Here is a 22,516-nt window from a genome sequence, read left to right on the forward strand (position 1 = left end):
GTCGCCTTAAAAAGTCAAAGGCATCTATTCTTGCCCTCTCCCCCTAACGACAGATAAAAACGGAGGAGAGAGCTAAGAAACTAGGATACTTTATCCCAAGTCGTAATTACTTAGTGACTACTTTTAGAGGAACAGGGATGTAAGCTTCTACTTTGTCGCCTTTCAGTACTTTGTCCGCTGTTTCGACACCAAGTGCGCCAATAAGGTCTGGTTGCTGTGCGATGGTTGCTGCAAGCTTGCCACGATTTACCGCTGCGATACCGTCTTCTGTGCCATCAAAGCCGACGATAACTACATCTTTTCCTGATGCCTGTACCGCACGTAGCGCACCAAGTGCCATTTCATCGTTTTGTGCAAATACCGCTTGTACATCAGGGTTTGCTGCCAGTAAGTTTTCCATAACGTTCAGACCTTTAGTACGGTCAAAGTCTGCTGGTTGGCTGGCAAGAAGTTCCATGCTGCTGCTCTTAACAGAAGTCATGAAGCCTTCACCACGCTCACGCGCTGCGGATGTACCCGCAATACCTTCGAGTTGGATGACTTTCGCTTTCTCACCCACTTTCTCCATGATGTATTTACCAGCCATTTCACCGCCGATCACGTTATCTGAAGCAATGTGGCTAACAACATCACCACGGCTTGCACCACGGTCTAGCGTCAGTACAGGGATATTAGAACGGTTCGCCATACGAATCGCATTGGACACTGCATCGGAGTCTGTTGGGTTGATCAGAATCGCTTTAACACCGCGTACAGTCAGATCTTCGATGTTTGATAGTTCTTTACTCGGATCGTTTTGCGAATCGAGGACAATCAAGTCGTATCCCAGTTCTTTCGCTTTCGCTTCAGCGCCGTCTTTCATCGTTACGAAGAAAGGGTTATTCAGCGTTGAAACCACAATCGCCATTGTATCTTGAGCTTGTGCAGCTACCGATACTGTAGAAGAAAGAAGTGCAGCAGAAATAAGAGTTGCGAGTTTTTTCATCGTTCTAGTCCTTTGTGTAGGGGGAGCCAGCACACGTATACCAGCTCGGTTTTATTCACATATTTTTGGATTGTTATGAATTACTTGTTTTTGTTATCTACCAGTACTGCGGCCAAAATAACCACTGCTTTTGCAATCATTTGGTAGTAAGAGGAAACATCGAGTAGGTTCAGTGCGTTATTCAAGAAACCGATGATAAGCGCACCAATGAGTGTCCCCATAATGCGGCCTTTACCACCCATCAAACTGGTACCGCCCAACACTACCGCTGCGATGGCATCTAGCTCGTAGCCCATACCTGCTGTAGGTTGCGCGGAAGACAGCCGAGACGTCACGATGATGCCAGCAAGTGCCGCTAACATACCGCAGATTGCATAAACACCCATCTTGACACGATCAACATTGATGCCTGATAGGCGAGTAGCAGATTCGTTACCACCAAGCGCGTAAACATAGCGACCAAAGCGAGTGTGGTTTAGTAAGTACCACGCGGCAGCAAACACAATTACCATTATCCATACAGGAACGGGAATACCCATAGCATAACCTGTACCAAACCATGCAAAGGCATCAGCTGTATCCGTAAAGCCAGTCGAAATTGGTCGACCATCGGTATAAACCATGGTTACACCACGCAATAACGTCATGGTAACCAGTGTGGCAATAAAGGCTTGAACCTTACCCTTCGCGATAATAATGCCGCTGATCGCGCCCAGTGCAGCACCTGCAAGAAGAGCAGTGGGCACTGCAACCAGTACAGGTACTTCCATCGCAATCAGGCTTGCAGCGAATGCACCACATAAAGCCAGTACAGAGCCCACACTCAGATCGATACCTGCGGTCAAGATAACAAGTGTCATACCTACAGCGATGATCGCATTAACCGAGGTTTGACGTAGGATGTTCAGAATGTTGTCTACCGTAAAGAAGTTCGGGTTCAAGAATGAAACGACAACAATCAAAAATATCAGTGCAATCAGTGATTTTTGTTCAATCAGCCATTCTTTAGTGAACAATTTTTTGCTGCTAGTTGCATTCGGTTTGCTCATGGTATTGGTACTCATGCTGCTTCCTCATTGATCTTTTTGCCCACGGCACAGGCGAGTAATGTTTCTTGATCGGCGTCTTTCGCATCGAATTCGCCAGTAATACGACCTTCATGCATAACAAGAATGCGGTCACTCATGCCCAGCACTTCTGGCATCTCAGAAGAGACTAAGATGATGCTCATGCCTTCGGCTTTGAATTTATTGATTAGCTGATAAATCTCTTTCTTGGCGCCAACATCAACGCCGCGTGTTGGTTCGTCCAGAATCAGAACTTTAGGTTTGGTCATCAATCCTTTCGCGATAGCCACCTTCTGTTGGTTACCACCAGAAAGGTTGCCAATAATTTGATCTCGCGTAGGCGTTTTGATATTGAACAGTTTGATGAAGTCTTCCACCGCGATCACTTCGTCGCCGTGCTGGATTTGGACACCTTTTGTCAATTTATCCAAAGAACACAAAGACATGTTCTCTTTAACGGATAAGCCGAGAACTAAACCGTCGCCTTTTCGGTCTTCAGAAATATAAGCGATACCGTTGGCTAAACCATCTTGTGGGCTGACCGGGTTAATGGTCTTGTTGTCCAGGTTGATGACTCCATGCTCACTCGGAAGCGCTCCATAAATCACCTTCATCAATTCAGTACGACCAGCCCCCATCAACCCTGAAATACCAAGAATTTCACCACGCAGAAGCGTGAAGCTAACGTCGTGAACACCTGAGCCCGTTAAGCCGATCACTTCAAGACAGGTCTCACCGTGTTTCACATCAATCCGTGGATATTGTTCTTCAAGCTTGCGACCTACCATCATTTCGATAAGGCCATCTTCGTCGGTATCAGAAACCTGACATTCGCCAATGAACTTACCGTCACGAAGAACCGTAATATCATCACAAATTTCGAAGATCTCTTTCAAACGATGAGAGATGTAAACAATGCCGCACCCTTGAGCACGAAGCTCATTGATCACTTTAAATAGCGATTCGGTTTCGGTATCCGTTAGCGCATCAGTTGGCTCATCCATGATGATGACTTTGGATTCAAAAGAGAGCGCTTTGGCAATCTCTACCATCTGTTGCTCACCAAGACTTAAGTCACCAAGCAAGGTATTTGAGCTGTGTTTTACATTCAGTCGCTGTAAAAGCTTGTCCGCTTCATCATACATTTTGCTCCACTGAATACGTCCCATCGCACCAGTAAACTCACGCCCTAGATAGATGTTCTCCGCAATGGTCAACTCAGGGATCAAATTCAGCTCTTGGTGAATAATGCTAATACCAGCTTCTTGAGAATCTCTTGGGCCTTTAAATGCAGCAGGTTGACCTTGGTACTGAATGGTACCTGAATCCATGTGATAAATGCCGGTTAGCACTTTCATCAAGGTTGACTTACCTGCTCCATTTTCACCCATAAGCGCCATTACTCGCCCTGGATAAACGTGTAGGCTCGCTTTATCTAGTGCCTTAACGCCCGGAAACGCTTTTTCAATTTCACTCAGTTGTAGAATGGCTTGAGTCATATTCTGTCCTCACATTCCCTGGCTTAAAAAACCACGCCAGCTTGGAAGATAACGTTCGCATACGGTGTACATTCACCCGTGCGAATCACTGCTCGGCTTTGTTCCGTGCGAGCTTTAAACGCTTCATGCGATACATAACTAATTTCAACAGGCTTGCCTGTTCGCTTGCTTTCTTGGTTTAACTCTTCGATTAATGCTTTATGCAGCTCTGGGTTAACGTCGCAAAACTCTTCTGCAAGGATGGCCCCTTCAATCTGTGATTCAGACAACATCACTCGAACAGTATCAATAAAGCTTGGTACCCCATGAGTGAGCGCTAAGTCGATTCGTTGCACATGATCAGGAATTGGCAAGCCAGCATCACAAATGGTGATTTCATCGGTATGACCCAACGTCGCCACCAAGTAAGAAATATCTGAGTTTATAAGGGTACTTTTTTTCATCTCATAGACCTTTCGGTTACACGTTCATAAAACAATAAGTGTCTGCATTAGGATGTTTTGGTTATTTACAGAAAGCTCATCGAAACGTTTCGATTGAATAATAGTTCGAAGGAAAAATTTGAAAAGAGAGCGATTTATAAGGTGTGAGAATGATCTGCAATTGAAGCTTCAACATACATAAAAATACAACTTACATCACAACCTACCCATCGAAACGTTTCGATAGATAAGACTTTTACTCATTACCTATCGGCATATAGAGTCAGACACTAATAACAAACACGTCTAATTATTGAGAATCAACCCAATTAGGCCAGTTAAAAACCATATGCAACTTCACAGTTCTCAGAGAGCCAACTGATTTTCAACATCGGTAAACTCAAAATCTAGTTACACTTTGACAACATACGTCATCCGTTAACTACCGAGTAGGTATATAACGTTTGTAAGGACACAAACGGAACTGAAGAAACAGAATGAAATTAAGCAGCAGAGTAATTTTGCTTGTAACACCTGTGATCTTATTAGGTGCGGTGGTATCGAGTTACATTATCTACAGCATCCAAAAAGTCACCCTCATCAAGCGGGAAGATAGCTATATTCAATTGCAAATGGAGAAACTTGCGGGACAATTCCGACAAGCTAATATTTTCCTTCATAGCTACGCTTATACGTTGGGTAAAAGTAACGTTCTAAACGATTATTTAATTAATCACAATAACCCCTACCATGCGCGAGTGTTGTTTAACCGCTTAGAAGAAACAGCTAATGTATTAAGCCACGGTTATCATGGCGATACCAACATGGCTATCCTCAATGGCAATAAAAAACTACTCTATTACACAGAAAATAATTTTTTTGAATCTTCAGGGTCTATTGATCCCAAAGTAAGGGAGTACATTTCAGACAGCTTTTCAAAACACGGCGATTATAGCCGTACGGGTTTTATTTATAACTCCAGTGGTCAAAGCATTCTTCTTCAATACGATTTGATCGATAAACGCACGGGAGAACACCCGTTAAGCTTTGATCCTAGCAATGTGTTTTTTGTTATTGTGACCGTCTCTCTGGAAGCATTTAGTGATATTAAACACGAGATCGAATTTGACACCCATAGCGTCATTACTTTCTCTGATAAGCCGATATATCTCGACGTTCCTCTTGCTCAAACGATAGAGCTGCTGCCAAACTTTTTTGCCATACTCTCTCCAGCAGAATATTTGATGTGGAATAAAGTCGACAAAGTGTGGCTGGAGTTGGCACTTTCATTTGGGATTGCTGCGTTTTGTACAATTACACTGATCGTACTGGTTCTATATCAAAATGTATTACGCCCTGTAGCTCGACTCGACAGACAACTCAAAGAACTCGAAGCAAATAAGAGAGAGAATATTGAAAAGTTGGATACTAATGACGAGATAGGAAGGCTTTCTTCACGCTTCTTCGATATGTATGAAGAGCTAAGTACCATCTACAAAAAAACAAAACGTCTAGCAGAGACAGACCAGTTAACGCAACTCGCAAACCGTCGCCGATTCAATCAACTGGTTACTCAAGAACTCGCCTCAGCTTCTGAGTATTTATGGGTCATTTATGTTGACTTAGATAACTTTAAATATGTAAATGACAAGTATGGGCATGATTTGGGGGATTCGTTATTAAAAGTGTTTTCAACCCACATCAAGAACGTGTGTCAAAAGTTCTCTAATCAATATAACAGCCCTTGTTTTGGTGCGCGTCTTTCCGGAGATGAATTCGCCATTCTGCTTAGCTCCAACGAATACGTGGAAAATCTTCCTGACTTACTCGCAACAGAATTGCTAAAACCTATCAATACTCTAAGCCATTCGTGGCCAAATACCTTCCCTGTCACTGCCAGTGTAGGCATTGCACGTTACCCAGAAGACGGTGCAGACATTACAAAACTTCTGTCCAATGCAGATGCCGCAATGTACCAAGCTAAACGCGCTGGTAAAAACCAATACACCTATTACTCTGCCGAGTTGAATATAGAGTCACAAAGACGGTGCCAAATTGAACGAGCGTTAAGAAAGGCCGATGTAGAACAAGAGTTCCGATTAGTCTTTCAACCCTACTTGAGCCGTTACGACAATGAAATTGAAGGCTTAGAAGTATTACTACGTTGGGATGCGGAAGGTATAGGGCCAATACCTCCCACTGAGTTTATCCCTATCGCTGAGCAAACAGGTCTGTTTGATAAGGTTGACCGTTGGGTGTTCTCCACTGCCGCAGCGCAATATCACCAATTGAGAGAAATTTTTGATAAAGACATTATTTTATCGATCAACCTATCCTCCGCAGAACTCAATTCTCTGGAAATGGCGGAGTATATCCATGCATATACAACGAAGTACGACGTTGAACCCAAATTTATTGAACTTGAAATCACAGAGACTTTTGCCTCTGACCAACGCGGAACAGCGCTGCTAGACGAACTTTCTAAACTTGGTTATCGATTGGCAATAGACGACTTTGGTTCAGGTTATACGTCCCTTACCCAGCTTGTTCAATTCCCTGTGCAAAAAATTAAATTTGACCGCGAGTTTCTGCTCACACTGATGAGAACCAATAATGGGCATGTAATCAAGCCCATTATTGACCTGTGCCACGCCCAGAATAAAACCGTCACCGCAGAAGGTATTGAGCACGAAGTGATGCGCCAATGGCTATCAGAATATCAATGCGATTTTATGCAAGGCTATCTTTTTGGTAAGCCAATGAGTATCGAGGAATTGGAAACATGGTGGGAATCATCCAATCACATGATCTTCAATCGACAGAAGCATACTCAGAATTTTGCAGGAGGGCTTTCCAAAATAGCCAAGTAAAGCGGTATTGAATTAACTTTGTTTTGTATTTAGCGCCTTACCAACGCGGCTTTTTGACGAAACAGCAGGCATAAAAAATTCACAGGCATACCTCGTCGCTATGGTTGGCTGCCCCCAAGCGCCACATATATCTTTATTGTTTGCCTTCTCTCGAGTAAATTGCCGACATTGACCACATTTATTCATCATTTCATTCGCCATCTAGCAAACCCTAATGTATTGACGATCGTGACTAAACATTTCTCTATGCTCTCCATTTGCTAGGAAAATTGGATAGGATAATCAGTTCATAAAAAATATAGCTGGAAAACTTGATATTTCACAACGTTTATATTCATCGCTTAATTTTTAAAATACACGCTTTAGTATGAGTCAGCTTTCGTTGATTAATTAATAGTAAATTTTTAATTAAATCTAATTTACTCAGATTTAAAATGAACTAAATGTATCTTTCATTCGTCTAAACTCTTTCAACGCGATTCTATCAACCTCTGTTGCTACCGGAGAGTTATTAGCCGTATACCAATCAATAGATTCCGCTTCATAACACTCTAAATCCCCTTCCCACTCAGTAACGATATAATAATGTATTAGCTGTAATTCGATCGTGGGATGGTAAAGAGAACATAGATATACAAATGATCTTGGAGTGACATTCAACTCTTCTTTAAGTTCTCTGAATAATGTTTGCTTCTGGCTCTCAGTTGAATCCATATGCCCTCCTGGAATAGCAATAACTCCAGGATCTGTTTCTTTATCTTTTGCTCTTGTTTCCAACAGTATTTGTGAGTCTTTTACTAATATAAAGGAAACGCATTCGTGTACTATCATCCTAACCTCATGCTCATCGACACTCTATTCCAATCTATACTGTGCAAGTGTTTTCATTCAAGATTAAACCCAATGTTTTGTTACGACTCGGATCACAGAGTTAGATTTTTATTAGCAGTCGATAACTAGAAATAAACACATTGAAATTTCAAGAAATTTTTTAAAAACATTAATAATTATACATTGTTTTAAATCAGAAGAATTTGATAAACGTTGCTACTCACCATTTTATTAATTATCAATTTAAGTTATTATTAAATCTAGAGTTTCTCTTAGTTTAAGGAAAAGCTCTAAATATCAAAAAGTTAGCATTTAAAGCTAGATATTAATAACACCCCAAAACGTAAGTGCTTAATGCATAAAGGTTAATATTGGGGAAATATAATTGATGTGCATGTAGTATTACTGAACGCATGAAGCATTCGGCAAATTTGTAACACCTAGAGTTTTATTTGATCAAAATGAAAAAATCATTTTTATTGTTTATATGGACATTTTTCTCTGTTTCTCCTTTTGCTTTCGCCAAAGATTCGGACGGTAAAGCTCAATTAGAGAATCAGATTTCTCAACAACAAGTTAGAAAAGCATATAAAGACGCCAAACTAGAAGGCATTATCGACTTTAAGCTATTTAACGACGCCTATTTAGCTTACAAGAAGACCAAGAAGAGAAAGAAGCCAGTACTTACAATCATCGACTACAGCAAACCTTCAACGGATAAGCGATTTTATGTTGTTGATTTAAACAAGAAGAAGCTGATCTACAATACCTATGTTTCACACGGTGTAAATAGTGGAAAGAAAACCGCAACGAAGTTTTCAAATATTGTGGATTCTAGGAAAACTTCTTTGGGTACTTTTTTAACCGATACCACCTATTACGGGTCTAATGGTTATTCTCTTCGCTTAGATGGCCTGACTTCTGGACTGAACGACAAAGCACGTGAACGCTACATCGTCGTGCACGGTGCCAAATATGCGAATCCTTCTTTTATTAAAAAGAACGGGTATTTAGGACGCAGTTGGGGTTGTCCGGCACTACCAGACGACCTGTCTCGAGAAATCATCGACACGATTAAAGGCGGCAGTGTTATCTACGCAAGCGCATAATAAACGAAAGGGAGCTGTGGCTCCCTTTTATCTTTCTAGTTAGCACTATCAACCCTATTTCTTTACTGTCGTCATTCCTTCTATTTCTTCACCTTGGGTTGTATTTTGAAACAATTCAAGCTTGAAATTCCAGTTACTCCGTGAGAAAAGCCTGTTCATCCATCTTTCCTCTCGTTACTATACGAAGTCTTTCAGATACTAAGGTTGAAAGCCGCGAGGTAAGGAACTCACCGGTGATGAATTGGTGTGTAGAATCGACAACAAATCATTGATGTATTAGGGTTAATTTTTGCGTTATCTACTTTGTACGTTTTGGCTAATTGCTTTGTCTCTGATCCCAGATTGCATGCTATCTGCCTACGCGCATGAATATGACAATAACCAAAAAAGCAGTACGTCAGATCATTTAGCGAAATGGACTCAACAGTCACTTTTAACACCAGATTTTGCTTTACCCCAACTCTCTTTAGAAGATGATACATCTTCGGTTTCCCATGATTACTCTCAGCACCACAAAAGAGACTTATTGGCACTCGTCTCATGCCGTCGCACTTCTCTGCATGATGATCTACAAAGTTTACGCTTCGAACCCGACTATCAATTACTCATCGCTTTTTTATCGCCGCCTTTGATTTCTCTCGCTCAGTTGACAACCCCATTACCTCGAGATACTTACGGTAAACTTAGAAACCAACGCTTGCTTTATCATCTTCTTGGAAGAAAGGAAGCGAACTTACTCTATGTATTTAAACATGGCCGTGAATACTTGACGAAAGAAAAACAAAGAAATCAAGAAAGCGTGTCAACAAGTGACATGGATACTCTTATATTTACCTGAATCCATTCGAGGCCCAGATTATGACCAGATTCGTAATTCCAACTAGCTTAACTTTATTACTTACTGCATTCTCTAATGTCGTTTACGCCGACGTAAATATTGAACAAATGAGCAACGAAGCCCTTTTGGAATGCGCCAATGTTTCGAACGTTCAGAGTGCCGTGCCAGAACATCGAGCCTCTTTTAGAAACTATTTAATGTCCGTGCGAAATTATAGTTTTAGCAAGCTTTCTTCCGCAGAACTGGAGTTTAAAGCAAAGAACAAAAACACGACAGATGTGTTGGTAGTGTATCAGAGCCAGTGCCGGGAGCTTGGTGAACATCTCTACAGCATTGGGTACTGATTCGAGTTAACGTCCTACGACAAATGAAAAAGGCGCACACATTGCGCCTTTTTCAGTATCAACCATAAATCTCACTACTTAGCGCCATAAGGGAAGTTTTCAAACATCTTCGCGATCTCTTCTGCAATTAACTGCTCTCTTTTCTCACTATCCATTGACGCCGTTAATTTACGGCTGGATACCCCTTTCCAAATGACTTGGTTTGCTTTGATGTCCACTAATTCGATAACTAAATTACCATATTTACGCTCTCTGTATCGCTCCGGGCTGGAAGTAACAACACCAAATCGATTCCATCCGTAACCGAAGCTCACATTCGATCCAGAAGAGACAAATTCCGTGTTCTCGACAATATCATGATGGGCATAAATATCACCACCACTCGAGACTTGTGTAAGACCATTTGCTAGTAATTGAGAGGCAATACTCTGCTCAATACGCCTCGCATCGATGCTTGCTGGCGCACCATTCAGCTCTCCGAAGTCGAATGTTTTATACGATGAAAAGTCTGCCTGCTTGTCGACATCCGTTGTTACTGTAGTGCATGCGACCATAAACAGCCCCATGACTCCTAACATAAACCCTTTCCACATAGATATTCTCCTCTGATTTATCGACAGTATCAGCGTCGTCCTCTTTATTTCATTTATACGGCTATAAACAAAAATGAATCATTGTGCTACTACAAGATGACTGATTCAGAGCATTTTCTAACTCGTAAGCCACCTCACTTTCGTTGAAGCACGCATCTAAAAATTAACTAGGTAGACATTATTGAGTCTTACCTAAGAATGCCAAGTGTTCAATATCTGGGGCTTGTTTAGCAAAGCCTTAGCCAATTTAGTGCTGATCTTATTGATAGAATTGCCCACCAGCACCCGAATTGAGTGTCCTTGCATCATATTGAGTGATATTTACGCAATCGACAAACAATTGAAGAGAAAAGACTTTTCTTTTCGAATTAATGTGGCATATTAGATGAGTCCTTTCGATGCGCGGGCATCGTATAATGGCTATTACCTCAGCCTTCCAAGCTGATGATGCGGGTTCGATTCCCGCTGCCCGCTCCAAGCTTCCTTGCTTAAATTTCACACTCTTTCGTACACATTCCCGATAAAGCCTTTGATTTGTTATTCGAATGACATCATCTCAACCATGTCAAGATTTTTACTAATTTAGTATTTCTCGGATTAAAATTGGTAAGGAAAACTCCTCTTTCCAGCGACCAGTTTTTGGAAAGTGATACACTAAACAATTATTTTAAGCCGAGACGTTTCATTAGCCGGTGTAGATTACTCGGATTAACTTTCAACTGCTTAGCGGTAACACTCAGGTTCTTATCATTTTCCAGATAGGCACTCTGTACAAACTGAGCCTGAAATAGATCAATAGCCTCTTTTAAACCCTGATGTTTATATTCAGCCACAACATTTTCTGACATAGCGCCATCTTCTGGCTTGTATTCAGCAGCCTGTATGCCAGCCACCTCTGAGGAAAAGTTAAAATGTTGAGGAAGCAGCGTTATCTGCTCAGACGAAGTATCCGACTTTGCTATCACTGACGCCCTATTTATTGCATGCTCAAGTTCACGGACATTACCGGGCCAAGAATAGCTTTGGATAACGCTAAGGGTTGCAGCATCCAAGCTGATATTCGCCACACCCAACTTATGAGCACATCGCTCAGCAAAAAAGCCAGCAAGCAATACAATATCTTTATCACGCTCACGCAAGGGAGGAACAAATACCGGGAAAACACTCAGTCGATGATATAGATCTGCCCTAAAATTACCTTGCTTAACCTCGTCATGCATTACTCGGTTCGTGGCAGCAATAATACGTACATTAACCTTAATGTTTCTATCATCACCTACCCGCTGTATATCCCCATACTGAAGTGCACGCAGCAGTTTTGCCTGAAGAGGAAGGGACAGCTCACCGATTTCATCCAAAAACAAGGTACCATTATCCGCTAACTCAAACTTACCTTTTCGATTGCTAATTGCACCAGTAAAAGCCCCTTTTACATGCCCAAACAACTCACTCTCAGCGACAGACTCTGGAAGCGCGGCACAGTTCAAGTAAACCAGAGCGTTTTCAGAGCGACTAGACTGGCTATGAAGCGCATTTGCTACCAACTCTTTACCTACCCCTGTTTCACCCATAACAAGCACGGAAAGATCGGTATTTGCCACAGCATCAATCTGTGATTTTAGCTCTAACATTGGCGGCGACTGCCCAATTATTTCTCCCTGTTGACTCAATTTACGAGAACGTCGTGGGGAGTGAGCTTCAACCCCCGCCGTTCTTTCTAATTGCTCCATTAGCAAGGCCGTGTTCAGACTGCTGGCAGCCAACGCACTGACAACCCGCAAGTCATCATTTTTGAAATTTTCAAATTGAGTCGGATCAAATGCATCTATCGTGACCGCTCCTATCAGACGATCATCCAGCATCAATGGCAGCCCTATACAGGAATGAACCTTGAGCTCTTCTTCATGGTTTGGGATCAGGCCATCATAGGGATCGGGAAGATCACTGTTCGAAGGAAAACGCACGATATCTCCCGCTCTTGCAATGGCCTCAAGACGAGGATGCTTTTGAACATCAAACCTACGACCCAGTACATCTTCACTTAGCCCATTAATCGCGAGAGGAACAAACTGCTGATTACGAAAAAGTAATAAAGCTGATGCATCGCATCTTAGTGTGTGTCTGATAGTCGAAAGTAATCTGTCAAACCTGTCCTGATCGGAAATACCAGAGGTAATATCCAACGCCACCTGTATCCACTCTTTTCCAACCTGATCCATAACCATGCGTCTAACCCCAATCTTTATCAATATGACAATGAACTTATCATAAAGACAAAACTATTTCCTTGTCAAAATGACAACAAAAAAGAACAAGTTAATATATGTTATTGATAATTAATAAATAAAAAACATGGCACGCAACATGCTCTTATAAGAGAAAGTAATACTACTATTTGAAGGTAAGAGTAAAAATGACTATTCATGTAAAAAATAATATTCACTGGGTTGGCCAACGTGACTGGGAAGTTCAGGACTTCCACGGTACAGAATACAAAATGACAAAAGGGACTAGCTACAACAGTTACCTTATCCGTGAAGAGAAAACGGTATTGATCGATACAGTAGACCACCGTTTCAGTCATCAATTTCTTCAGAATCTGGAGATGGAAATAGATTTGAACGATATCGATTTTATCGTTGTAAACCATGCTGAAGAAGATCACTCTGGCGCTCTGTCTGCCCTCATGGATAAAATTCCCGGCACACCAATCTATTGTACCGAAGCGGCTATCGACTCTATTGTTGGTCACCATCACCATCCTGAGTGGAATTTCAGAACCGTTAAAACCGGCGATAGCATAGATATCGGTAATGATAAGCAACTTATTTTTATTGAAGCCCCAATGCTACACTGGCCTGATAGTATGATGACGTATCTGACAGGTGATGCGGTTCTGTTCAGTAATGATGCTTTTGGTCAACACTATTGCGACGAACATTTGTTTAACGACGAAGTCGATCAAAACGAGTTGATGGATCAGTGTCTTCGTTACTACTCCAATATCCTGACGCCCTTCAGCAGTTTAGTCATAGCTAAGATTAAAGAGGTTCTCAGCTTTAACGTTCCAGTAGATATGATCGCAACCTCTCACGGCATTGTATGGCGTGATAATCCAACGCAGATTGTGCACCAATACCTTGAGTGGGCAGATAACTACCAAGAAGACCGAATCACTATTTTATACGATTCCATGTCTAATAACACGCGCATGATGGCCGATGCCATTGCTCAGGGGTTTCATGATGTTGACCCGAAGGTAGCCGTTAAAGTATTCAACGTTTCTAAACACGATAAAAATGAAATTCTGGCGAATGTATTCCGTTCTAAAGGCATATTTGTAGGCTCATCAACAATGAATAATGTAATGATGCCAAAGGTCGCTGGTATGCTTGAAGAGATCACCGGTCTAAGGTTCAAAAATAAAAAAGCGGCGGCATTTGGCAGCTATGGCTGGAATGGTGGAGCCGTTGATCGTATTCACGCTCGATTAACCGACGCAGGATTTGAAACAGCATTAAGCCTGAAAGCCAAGTGGCGTCCGGATGGTAAAGCAATGCGAGAGTGTCGAGAGCATGGTCGCCAAATTGCTAAACTGTGGACACTCAACAGCGAAAGACAAGTAAAAGTAGAGCCTGCTCCCGCTGAAATTACAGGGGCTTCTGCCAACAATGCTCATCCATCAGATTGTCAGTGCATGATCTGCACAGTGTGTAACTGGGTTTACGACCCTGCTATCGGTGAACAAAACCAAGGCGTAGAACCAGGCACAGTTTGGGACGAGGTTCCGGACTACTTCCTTTGCCCAGAATGCAACTTGGGTAAAGAAGTCTTCGTTGAACACGCAAAAGAAAGTCAGGAGGCCGCTTGATGAACGCCCCTCTGATTATAATTGGTAGCGGCTTTGCCGCTTACCAACTGGTAAAAACACTACGTCGTAAAAACAGCGATATCACTATCCAGTTATTTACTGCAGATAACGGGGACGAGTACAACAAACCGGATCTCAGCCATGTATTTACTCGCAAAAATCGGGCTGACGATCTTGTTTCTGTAACGGGAGAAGAGTTTGCTGCACAACATCAAATCAAGCTTTTTGCCAATACCAGAGTTGATAAGATAGACACGGAAACCCGTACGATTTCTGCCAATGGCTCAAATTATCGCTATTCAAAACTTGTTCTGGCAACGGGTGCAAAAACATTTGTTCCTACATTAAATGGTGATGCGACCGAAGAGGTTATTACACTAAATAGCTTGGAAGAATACCGTACTTCTGAACAGCGTATAGCTCATGCCAAACACATTTCTATCATGGGTGGCGGGCTTATAGGTACTGAACTCGCAATGGATCTCGCTGCCAGCGGTAAACAAGTCACAATTATTGAACCGGGTGCTCACCTTATGGCAAACCTGCTGCCCGACTTTGTCGCCACAGCTTTGGAAAAACAACTGCGCAACGACGGCGTTCAAGTTGAGTGTCGGAACTATGTCACCTCCGTTGAGCACAGTGAGAATGGCCTGATTATCGCGACAAATACAGGCTCACGGCACCAGACAGACTGCGTAATATCCGCCGCAGGGTTAACTCCCAATACCAAACTGGCCCAAGAATCCGGAGCAGCAGTCAATAGAGGTATAGTGGTTAATAAGCAGTTAAGAACCTCATTAGAAGATGTCTATGCTCTGGGAGACTGTGCCGAAATAGATGGTAAGGTAATGTCCTATTTGCAGCCGATTATCCTGAGTGCAAACACACTGGCAAGTACAATACTGTCTGACAGTTCAACACTGAAAATACCAGCCATGATGGTAAAAGTGAAAACGCCAAACTACCCTATCCAGCTGGGAGGACACCATAACTCTGACTCCAGTTGGCAGGTCAGTTTCTCTGAACGGGGGGTGCTCGCTAAAGCTTATGATCAGGAGCAACGTATGACTGGTTTTATTGTGACTAAGGACAACGTTAATCAGGCATTCCCTCTTTTAAGAGAAGTGCAAACCCAATAAACATATATGACAACTAAAAAGCAATGACTGGTTCACTGGTACAAACTTAACTGAGTCAGAAGCTACAAACGTTCTTCCGGCAGTAAGATTTACGGCCAGCACTGTCAATATTGGCATCGTATTGAACTGAGTGATGATACTCAGTTCAATACAATTTTAGGCAGTATAATTAAGAGCCCTAGAAATGACATGCCATTAGGCAAGATCTGCCACCACAATCTGTACCGGCACCTCAAACTTTACATTACCCTCTGAAGATTGAAATGCCTTCAATGCGATTTCAGCTTCTTTGGTAACAGCATTAATAGTGTCCTCATCTAAGTCAATCCCGGCAAAGGGGAACCATCCTTTAACGTCAGATAGAACCATCTCCCTTATGCTTGAAAAGCAAACCACTTCTGACTCCGTCGTCGTTCGTGCCGCTCTAATTCCAGCACTATTAAACAGAGACGTAAGTGTATCCTTATCACCCATCGAAAATGGCATACGTAGAGCATTACCTACGGACTCGTTTACCACGTGCTCATATACATCAGCGATCGCTTTATAGGCAGGTAAATTGTCTAGAGAGCCAAAAACAGCTACCACTAATTTACCATCAGGTCTTAAGACTCGACTCATTTCTTGAAGAGCCACTTTGGGTGAAGAAAAAAGCATCAATCCGAACTGGCATAAAACAGCATCGAAGCTATTATCCTCGCATGGTAATGACTCCGCATAACCTTCACGCCAGTCAACTTCTGGGGTTATTCGCTTTCCAACCGCTAACATTCCTGGATTAGCATCCACTCCCACGACTAAACCTGTACTTCCAACTCGATCCGCGATGACCCTCGTTAGAATTCCAGTTCCACATGCAACATCCAGGGCATCTTGACCCTCTTTAATTTCTGCTATGTCGGCTAAGCGATATGCCCAATTTTTAAACATAACGGGTGCAAGTCGTTTTTCATAAGCTTCAGCAGTTGTTTCAAGTTCTCGTAGAGTTAGCTCTCTCATCGTAGGCCTCCTTCAAACCGTCCACACCTTTAAGGTGAGAAAGTTCAGGTTCTATGATTATTAAGTCTAGGAAACCCTATGAATCATACAACCATCGACTGCCACCACTGTATCTAGCTGAGGGGGTAAACATGAAATAGTACCCTGGCTGTAACCAGAGTCGCTTGGTGATCAAACAGCTAGCCTCAAAAACGCTAAAACGTCCTTAGACAAAAGAGTGTCAGTTAATCTATTAATTTAGCAAATCATGACTAACTTCAGGTATTGAGAAATCGTATAAACACTGTCTAGATTTGATGTTGCGAGTCATATTCTCCTATTTACCAACTAGGCCATCATTGTTTAAACGAAGTTCCTTAAACTGTAAACGAATGAGTAATATACGTTGAACGTTACATAGAGGGTAATTTAAAGCAACCTCATGATATTAAATGTACGGATGCCATCCATATAGCCATTATCATCATCATTATATTTTCGGTAAGCGAGATAAACCCTAAAGGCACATTGCTAGCTCCACCTACACATGCGCATTTTAATTCACGTTTATCGATATAAACTGCCTTAAAAACGGAAATGGCACCAATAGCACCTATGGTAAAGGCCAACGGCACAGATAACCAATAGAAGACCCCTGATATCATGAGAATACCAGCTAAGCCTTCAGCAAATGGATATAGGTATGAATATGGAACCCACCGTCGAGCGAGCAAATCATAATTAAGAAACATCGACGAAAAACTTTCTACATCTTGGAGTTTTAACAGTGCCAATATCGCCATACTAAAAGCAATGAATAGTTCCAATGCCTTAACAGTAAATGGATTGCCATTGAACGAAAAATTTACTGCTAATGACATTAGCAGCATCATTATAAACAAAGCGACAACTGGTCGGTATGTTGTTGCTGATGGATCTTGCACTGCTATCCCAAAATAACGTCGAAGCTCATCCCAACCACCAACTCGTTTGTTATCAATAAAAATCTGAGGGGTTGTCTTTACATCGTGTTTTTGCTTGAAGTTATCTACTTCTTTTCTGCTCGTTAGCCATTTATCATCTACATGATACCCTTTATGTCTTAGTAGATATTTTGCTTTGATTCCGTATGGGCATACGTGACTATCCATCACAATTCGATATAGTTCAGCAGTTTTATTATGCCTCATATAATCTCCTGAATTAGATCTATGTGATTATTCCTCACTTTAGTCTATTTAAAGATTTCATGATGTGTTTGAACCAGTAGTAACGCGATTATTTAGCAAAGCCATTTATGCTGTTCATCCCCGCATCAGAAGAACTAGTTTTCATGCTGCCATACTATTCGGGCCACTCATTTTTCTGTTGCCGAACGGCCCTAAGGTTTTCGCGCGCTTCTTTACGGCTTTACGGGTTGCTTCGTTCATTTTATCCCAGTTTTTATTCACATCTAACCTCTTGACCATTGATATCTGAAAATCAATACAATGCTCACTTAAATCGTGATATGGCATTTCTAACTGCAATTGATAGTGAATCCCACGCACTATCAGCGCCAGCTTTAAGATCCTCCCAAGCATCGTCACTAGACTCCCTCAATTCAGCTAGTTTGTTATTTGCATCTTCCTGCATGGAACGTAACTCTTCTATTTGCTTATAATATTCAAGCTGAGCATCAGCTTCTGCATTATCAGCCTTAGCTTTTAGCTTATCTATCTCTGCCCCCCACTCATCTAGTTGGGCCTGTAGTTTTTTTTCATAAGCTTCTTTCATACCCATAATTAACTCCCTCGACATAAAGTATTAATTCATTAAAATTCCTGAACAGAATCAGACATTAAAAGACACTAATAATCAAAAAATTAATTTTTTGTAAGCAACTACTATTGCCGTTTAAAATATCGAATCAATGATCACTGTAGTAGTAAGATAAACGTTATTCAAGGTTAGTATTACTTTTGAATGCTGACATAATCTAAATGCATCGAACTATTAAATATATGAAATGTATTTCTTTAATGTGGTATACACATCCATAACCAATTATTTTTATGATTAGGCGTAATATTTACCCAAAATATATTTATTGATACAAAAAAGAATTGGCATTCGCATAAAAAGATCAATTTATCCATTAGGTTTCTTATGATTTAATGACCTCGTTTCCTAACTCGAAGCAACGAATTCCGACCTTGTCGTTCTGAAATTGAAACGCCAAATTCTGTGCTACTCTTTGCCGTGCTTGGCCTCTTCCATTCGCCTGACAGTTATTACTAAACCTGATGCTTAAGTTTAAACTAAAGTGAAATCATCTCTTCTAGCAGCACTGAGTACTATGGTTTTGTATTATGTTAGGAATAACAATCTTGTTTTAAGAATACCTGTCAACATAAAAGGGCCTTGCCGTTCAAGCAAGCCCCCTTGTTCGGTACGCTTCGTTATTGAGAACTCCGTAAAGGAGGCAGACCTATCGTTAAATATCCATCGCTTCCTACCGGACCAATGAGTGTCGCATTTGGCGGTATTGTATCGATATTGCAGCCATTACCGTAACATGCGAAATGGCAAGTAAAATCTGTCGCTTGTAATGTGTCATGTAATGCAAGGTCGAGGTTTCTGCACAATGGTTTATCTTTATCTCCACTCAAGATAAACAAATTATATACAGTCGATGCATCAGCACAGTCACGATACTCTTCAACTATATAGGCAAGTCTCCCATACTCATCGGGGCCGTGTCTTCCTGTAATTGTATTCAGTGCATACGGCTTATTGTCAGGACATTTCTGTGTCATACCCAATACTAAGTCTAAGTCCGTACACGGCTCCCGGTCATTAATATGACCACAAACCAGTGCCTCTGTACCTTTTCGACCAGGTTCCACCAGCGCAACAATCTCGCTCGTGGTTTCTGCTGTTCGCTGGGCAGAATCAGTCACTGTCAGTTTAACTTCCAGACGATAACTAGCCACATCGACGCGGCGTTCAGCGACGTCAACAGGTGTAATGGTCGGGTTTTGACCGCTCTCGCTTAAGGTCGGTAAGCTAAAAGCCATCTTACCCGCAATCGCTTGTACTTCAGGTACTATCTCCCATTCATAACTATAGGGTGGTATGCCTCCCGTAGCATCCCCTTGCAGACTCAGCGAAGTTCCCAAGGCAAAACTGGTAGGCGATGAAATATTCGGTACTAATGGACTCAAAGGTGGCGCTTTTACGATGATATCTTGCGTCGTTTTTACCATATTATCCACCCTGTCATAACTGGTAAATTCAAACCTCAACACTGCATCATCTGCTCCAGGTGTCAGTATGGGTGCACTAAAGTGCCAATTTCTAATCTGATCGCCTGTTGCATCACCAAGAGGGCTTAATGTCACAGTTGGCGATCCGCTGACTTGCACTATCGAGTAGCGGTATCGCTCCGACGTGGAAAACACGACACCACCTATCGGCTGCGGTGCATTGAGCTTGACCTTATCGCCACTTGCGACCGTCATTGGTGCCATCACTCCAACGACAAAACTGTCTGCCACGTCATTAACCTGAACCAACACATCCCGGTCAGAAGTCTGCACTCCATCCGTCACTTCTACATGAAAACGTAATAGCTGAGGTCTGTCTACTGCTGGCGCGATTAGCTCTAATCGGGATGAATCTTCACCTGAATAGTCAATATCTGGATCACCACTTTCCTGCTGATAAGTCCACTTGTAACGATAAGCAGCACTCCCTTTGCCTCCCTGAGCCACTACACCTAACGCTTGCGTAGCCCCTTCACTAATTATCACCCCAGAGGTACCCCCCACGATAACGAGTGGGTCATCTTGTTTCGGCACCTCTTGCGGCGGTAGCACCTGGACTGGTGCTTCTATTGCTGGCGTTTGTTGTGAAGGTCTCATGATCAATACTGGGATAATATTACGCACAGGTAAACCTAACTTGTCATAGCCAACAACATCGATGGTGGCATATGCCGAGTGCTCTTTCAGCTGCGGGGCCTTGACCATTACCTGAGTACCTGAGCCAGCAATGTCAGGCTGTTGAGTAATCTGCAGCTGTGGACCAGCTAGTTGCGTTACCGTTAAATTCTTTAATTGTGTATACATTACCGGAACGGTTTCATTCACCACAACCATACGAGGCTCCAATGGTGTTATCGGTACCGGGGTATCGCCCCCGGAAGCTGCAGGTGGTAAGAGAGCCTGAATGACTGCCTCAGCCGTACGTACTTTCCCCTCCACATCGGTCACCGTCGCTCGGAAGGTAAGAGTCTGCGCAGTCGTCACCGTAGGTACGGTAACTCTTGTCACAGCAAGCGTGTTGTTTGTAATAATCGCATCTGGTCCACTCGTTTGTTCCCATTCCCACTGATATGGCTCTCGACCACCACTGGCCGTCGCACTTAGAAAAACGTCTGTTCCCCCTGTCGCAAACTCCGGAGGTTGCGCCGTAAGCACTAATGCCTGAGGAGGGATCTTTGGTGGCACCAATACCGGATTTGGCACAGGCACCAATTGTTGAGTTTGTGGCAGATTAAGTGGTTGGGCTATTTGTAGTGGGCTAAGCAAAGGTGCTGCTAAAGGGACAGGCATAGGTACCTGTTCTGGTGTTTGTGATGGCTCCTGAATCGGCATTGGTGTCGGCACTTCGTATTGTACGCCCACCGATGTACGTGCGCTTGCGCTTTTCCCAGTAAGCGGATCACTTACCGTAACTTCAAAATGTAAAGCGCCTCCTTGAGGCATCTCCGGAACCTTAAAGCTCGGATTTGCTGTATCGGGATCTATGAGAGTGACTTCTGGAGTTTCTGGAGAGGCCGGTAATATTTGTCGCCACGTGTGAACCAAATTTTCATGGCTTCCACTAGCATGCAGAGACACTTCGTCGCCTGAACTGGCAACACGAGATGGAGCACCCACTTTAACGCTAACATTATTTGCAGGTATTACTGTGACAGCGACCTTCGAAGGTCGACCAGGCCCGTTATCGTCGTGAGTTCTCAGCACAAATGATAATAGAGTGTTCTCCGTTACATCTGGCGCGACAAGAGTGAGCTCTGCGCTGTCGGTATCCGTCAATATAACTTTTGGACCACTCTCTTGTGACCAGTTCCACACAATTTCACCAGTAGCATTTTGGGCAAATGCATGTAATGTGGTTTTCAAACCAGAAATGACTTGGCGGCCATTATCACCAATATTCGTTGTCATCTGCGGTAGTTCTTCGGCAGGCGCTTGTGCTGCTGCTAAAGACGCAATAACCGAACCACAATATTGACCTTCGATAGCTGCGCACGCTTGTAGATGGTAAACATACGCTTGCAGGGCGGTGTAAGGAGGATGGTCGGTATAATGAGTTTCGGTGGTATATCCAATCGGTTCGCCACAGTTTTCTACTGGTGCAGAAGAGATAAGATCCTGACTTACACTTTCAGGAACTTCACATCGATACAAAGCATAGCTTGACGCCATCGGAACACTTGGCCATGTGAGATAAACGCCTTCTGTTGAACCTCTCTCCGTGGTCATGGTGATCGGAGCAGAAAGTTCGTCAGATACAACTGTACCCTTATGACTATCACACCCCACTAGAAAAAAAGCGGAAATAACACTTAATAATGCAATTCGTCCAGTAGCCAACACATTATTTTCCTTATATAAACAAATGCAATCAAATGAATATTATAGTATTAGCATCATAAATTCGCTCAACAAGCGCGGAACCCGAATTTAAAAATAATGTAATGAAGGAAGGTGTATTCAGTATCTTTCGGCAAATCAAGGTTTTAATATTAGCATTGAAGTAACCTTAAAAGGTCCTTGTCTACAGTACTATGAACTAAATCCACTAAGGTATTGAAAAGCTTAGATAATGACTTAAACATCATTTCTCGTTCTTCAATGGCAATCTTTGTATATGGTTATTGAGTTTGCAAATAGCCTTTTAGAAAACAACGCTTATGTC

Annotated in this window: 17 protein-coding genes and 1 tRNA gene; 7 read left to right on the plus strand and 11 right to left on the minus strand. The window is 42.4% G+C overall.

The genetic code is table 11. The features are described from left to right. Positions 1-106 precede the first annotated feature (106 nt). The 4 genes from rbsB to rbsD form a co-directional block, all read right to left on the minus strand. A complete protein-coding gene (gene rbsB / locus L3V31_RS18660) occupies positions 107-985 on the minus strand; it encodes a ribose ABC transporter substrate-binding protein RbsB (protein WP_237318237.1) in 879 nt (292 codons plus the stop codon). A gap of 80 nt (positions 986-1,065) precedes the next feature. Next, the gene (gene rbsC / locus L3V31_RS18665) at positions 1,066-2,049 is read right to left on the minus strand and encodes a ribose ABC transporter permease (protein WP_237318239.1); all 984 of its coding nucleotides are present in this window, start codon (positions 2,047-2,049) and stop codon (positions 1,066-1,068) included. Continuing rightward, the gene (rbsA, locus tag L3V31_RS18670; RefSeq protein ID WP_237318241.1) at positions 2,046-3,551 is read right to left on the minus strand and encodes a ribose ABC transporter ATP-binding protein RbsA; all 1,506 of its coding nucleotides are present in this window, start codon (positions 3,549-3,551) and stop codon (positions 2,046-2,048) included. Before rbsA ends, rbsC begins: the two co-directional genes overlap by 4 nt. Before the next feature lie 23 nt (positions 3,552-3,574). Beyond that, positions 3,575-3,994 carry a D-ribose pyranase gene (gene rbsD / locus L3V31_RS18675; RefSeq protein ID WP_237318243.1) on the minus strand — a complete coding sequence of 140 codons (420 nt, stop codon included), beginning with the start codon at positions 3,992-3,994 and terminating at the stop codon, positions 3,575-3,577. A 476-nt stretch (positions 3,995-4,470) separates the two neighbouring features. On the opposite strand from rbsD, the gene L3V31_RS18680 reads away from it, so the two are divergent. Further along, positions 4,471-6,843, plus strand: coding sequence for an EAL domain-containing protein (locus tag L3V31_RS18680; RefSeq protein WP_237318245.1), 2,373 nt, complete (start codon positions 4,471-4,473; stop codon positions 6,841-6,843). 429 nt (positions 6,844-7,272) lie between these two features. Here the strand turns inward: L3V31_RS18680 and L3V31_RS18685 are convergent, their stop codons facing one another. Further along, positions 7,273-7,674 (minus strand): NUDIX domain-containing protein, encoded by a 402-nt coding sequence (locus L3V31_RS18685; RefSeq protein ID WP_237318247.1) that lies wholly within the window; start codon positions 7,672-7,674, stop codon positions 7,273-7,275. A 461-nt stretch (positions 7,675-8,135) separates the two neighbouring features. Here L3V31_RS18685 and L3V31_RS18690 point away from each other — a divergent pair, with 461 nt between their 5' ends. The 3 genes from L3V31_RS18690 (at position 8,136) to L3V31_RS18700 (ending at position 9,965) form a co-directional block, all read left to right on the plus strand. Beyond that, on the plus strand, positions 8,136-8,783 hold the full coding sequence (locus L3V31_RS18690) for a murein L,D-transpeptidase catalytic domain family protein (protein ID WP_237318326.1): 648 nt from the start codon (positions 8,136-8,138) through the stop codon (positions 8,781-8,783). Between the two features lie 289 nt (positions 8,784-9,072). Further along, the gene (locus L3V31_RS18695) at positions 9,073-9,621 is read left to right on the plus strand and encodes a hypothetical protein (protein WP_237318249.1); all 549 of its coding nucleotides are present in this window, start codon (positions 9,073-9,075) and stop codon (positions 9,619-9,621) included. 20 nt (positions 9,622-9,641) lie between these two features. Beyond that, positions 9,642-9,965, plus strand: coding sequence for a hypothetical protein (locus L3V31_RS18700; RefSeq protein ID WP_237318251.1), 324 nt, complete (start codon positions 9,642-9,644; stop codon positions 9,963-9,965). A 74-nt stretch (positions 9,966-10,039) separates the two neighbouring features. Here the strand turns inward: L3V31_RS18700 and L3V31_RS18705 are convergent, their stop codons facing one another. Further along, the gene (locus L3V31_RS18705) at positions 10,040-10,558 is read right to left on the minus strand and encodes a DUF4136 domain-containing protein (protein ID WP_237318253.1); all 519 of its coding nucleotides are present in this window, start codon (positions 10,556-10,558) and stop codon (positions 10,040-10,042) included. Between the two features lie 402 nt (positions 10,559-10,960). On the opposite strand from L3V31_RS18705, the gene L3V31_RS18710 reads away from it, so the two are divergent. Then, positions 10,961-11,035, plus strand: a tRNA-Gly gene (locus tag L3V31_RS18710). A 185-nt stretch (positions 11,036-11,220) separates the two neighbouring features. Here the strand turns inward: L3V31_RS18710 and norR are convergent. Beyond that, positions 11,221-12,777 (minus strand): nitric oxide reductase transcriptional regulator NorR, encoded by a 1,557-nt coding sequence (gene norR / locus L3V31_RS18715; protein ID WP_237318255.1) that lies wholly within the window; start codon positions 12,775-12,777, stop codon positions 11,221-11,223. A gap of 194 nt (positions 12,778-12,971) precedes the next feature. Here norR and norV point away from each other — a divergent pair, with 194 nt between their 5' ends. Next, entirely contained in the window at positions 12,972-14,429 is a 1,458-nt protein-coding gene (gene norV / locus L3V31_RS18720) for an anaerobic nitric oxide reductase flavorubredoxin (RefSeq protein ID WP_237318257.1), read from the plus strand. Further along, positions 14,429-15,568 carry an NADH:flavorubredoxin reductase NorW gene (gene norW, locus L3V31_RS18725; RefSeq protein ID WP_237318259.1) on the plus strand — a complete coding sequence of 380 codons (1,140 nt, stop codon included), beginning with the start codon at positions 14,429-14,431 and terminating at the stop codon, positions 15,566-15,568. The genes norV and norW overlap by 1 nt, the downstream gene beginning before the upstream one ends. A 195-nt stretch (positions 15,569-15,763) precedes the next feature. Here the strand turns inward: norW and L3V31_RS18730 are convergent, their stop codons facing one another. The 4 genes from L3V31_RS18730 to L3V31_RS18745 form a co-directional block, all read right to left on the minus strand. After that, complete coding sequence (locus tag L3V31_RS18730) at positions 15,764-16,567, minus strand: class I SAM-dependent methyltransferase (protein ID WP_237318261.1); 804 nt, start codon at positions 16,565-16,567, stop codon at positions 15,764-15,766. A 419-nt stretch (positions 16,568-16,986) separates the two neighbouring features. Further along, a complete protein-coding gene (locus L3V31_RS18735) occupies positions 16,987-17,736 on the minus strand; it encodes a MauE/DoxX family redox-associated membrane protein (protein WP_237318263.1) in 750 nt (249 codons plus the stop codon). A 304-nt stretch (positions 17,737-18,040) separates the two neighbouring features. Beyond that, the gene (locus L3V31_RS18740) at positions 18,041-18,328 is read right to left on the minus strand and encodes a hypothetical protein (protein WP_237318265.1); all 288 of its coding nucleotides are present in this window, start codon (positions 18,326-18,328) and stop codon (positions 18,041-18,043) included. Positions 18,329-18,987: 659 nt separating this feature from the next. Then, the gene (locus tag L3V31_RS18745; RefSeq protein ID WP_237318267.1) at positions 18,988-22,194 is read right to left on the minus strand and encodes a hypothetical protein; all 3,207 of its coding nucleotides are present in this window, start codon (positions 22,192-22,194) and stop codon (positions 18,988-18,990) included. Positions 22,195-22,516: the final 322 nt, after the last annotated feature.

The organism is Vibrio sp. J1-1 (assembly GCF_021728395.1).
GTDB lineage: Bacteria > Pseudomonadota > Gammaproteobacteria > Enterobacterales > Vibrionaceae > Vibrio.

Coding starts and splice junctions, on each gene's coding strand:
- norV (WP_237318257.1), top strand. CDS start 12,972: ATGACTATTCATGTAAAAAATAATATTCACTGGGTTGGCCAACGTGAC.
- L3V31_RS18730 (WP_237318261.1), bottom strand. CDS start 16,567: ATGAGAGAGCTAACTCTACGAGAACTTGAAACAACTGCTGAAGCTTAT.
- L3V31_RS18690 (WP_237318326.1), top strand. CDS start 8,136: ATGAAAAAATCATTTTTATTGTTTATATGGACATTTTTCTCTGTTTCT.
- norW (WP_237318259.1), top strand. CDS start 14,429: ATGAACGCCCCTCTGATTATAATTGGTAGCGGCTTTGCCGCTTACCAA.
- L3V31_RS18735 (WP_237318263.1), bottom strand. CDS start 17,736: ATGAGGCATAATAAAACTGCTGAACTATATCGAATTGTGATGGATAGT.
- L3V31_RS18685 (WP_237318247.1), bottom strand. CDS start 7,674: ATGATAGTACACGAATGCGTTTCCTTTATATTAGTAAAAGACTCACAA.
- L3V31_RS18740 (WP_237318265.1), bottom strand. CDS start 18,328: ATGGGTATGAAAGAAGCTTATGAAAAAAAACTACAGGCCCAACTAGAT.
- L3V31_RS18680 (WP_237318245.1), top strand. CDS start 4,471: ATGAAATTAAGCAGCAGAGTAATTTTGCTTGTAACACCTGTGATCTTA.
- rbsB (WP_237318237.1), bottom strand. CDS start 985: ATGAAAAAACTCGCAACTCTTATTTCTGCTGCACTTCTTTCTTCTACA.
- rbsD (WP_237318243.1), bottom strand. CDS start 3,994: ATGAAAAAAAGTACCCTTATAAACTCAGATATTTCTTACTTGGTGGCG.
- norR (WP_237318255.1), bottom strand. CDS start 12,777: ATGGATCAGGTTGGAAAAGAGTGGATACAGGTGGCGTTGGATATTACC.
- L3V31_RS18700 (WP_237318251.1), top strand. CDS start 9,642: ATGACCAGATTCGTAATTCCAACTAGCTTAACTTTATTACTTACTGCA.
- L3V31_RS18705 (WP_237318253.1), bottom strand. CDS start 10,558: ATGTGGAAAGGGTTTATGTTAGGAGTCATGGGGCTGTTTATGGTCGCA.
- rbsC (WP_237318239.1), bottom strand. CDS start 2,049: ATGAGTACCAATACCATGAGCAAACCGAATGCAACTAGCAGCAAAAAA.
- rbsA (WP_237318241.1), bottom strand. CDS start 3,551: ATGACTCAAGCCATTCTACAACTGAGTGAAATTGAAAAAGCGTTTCCG.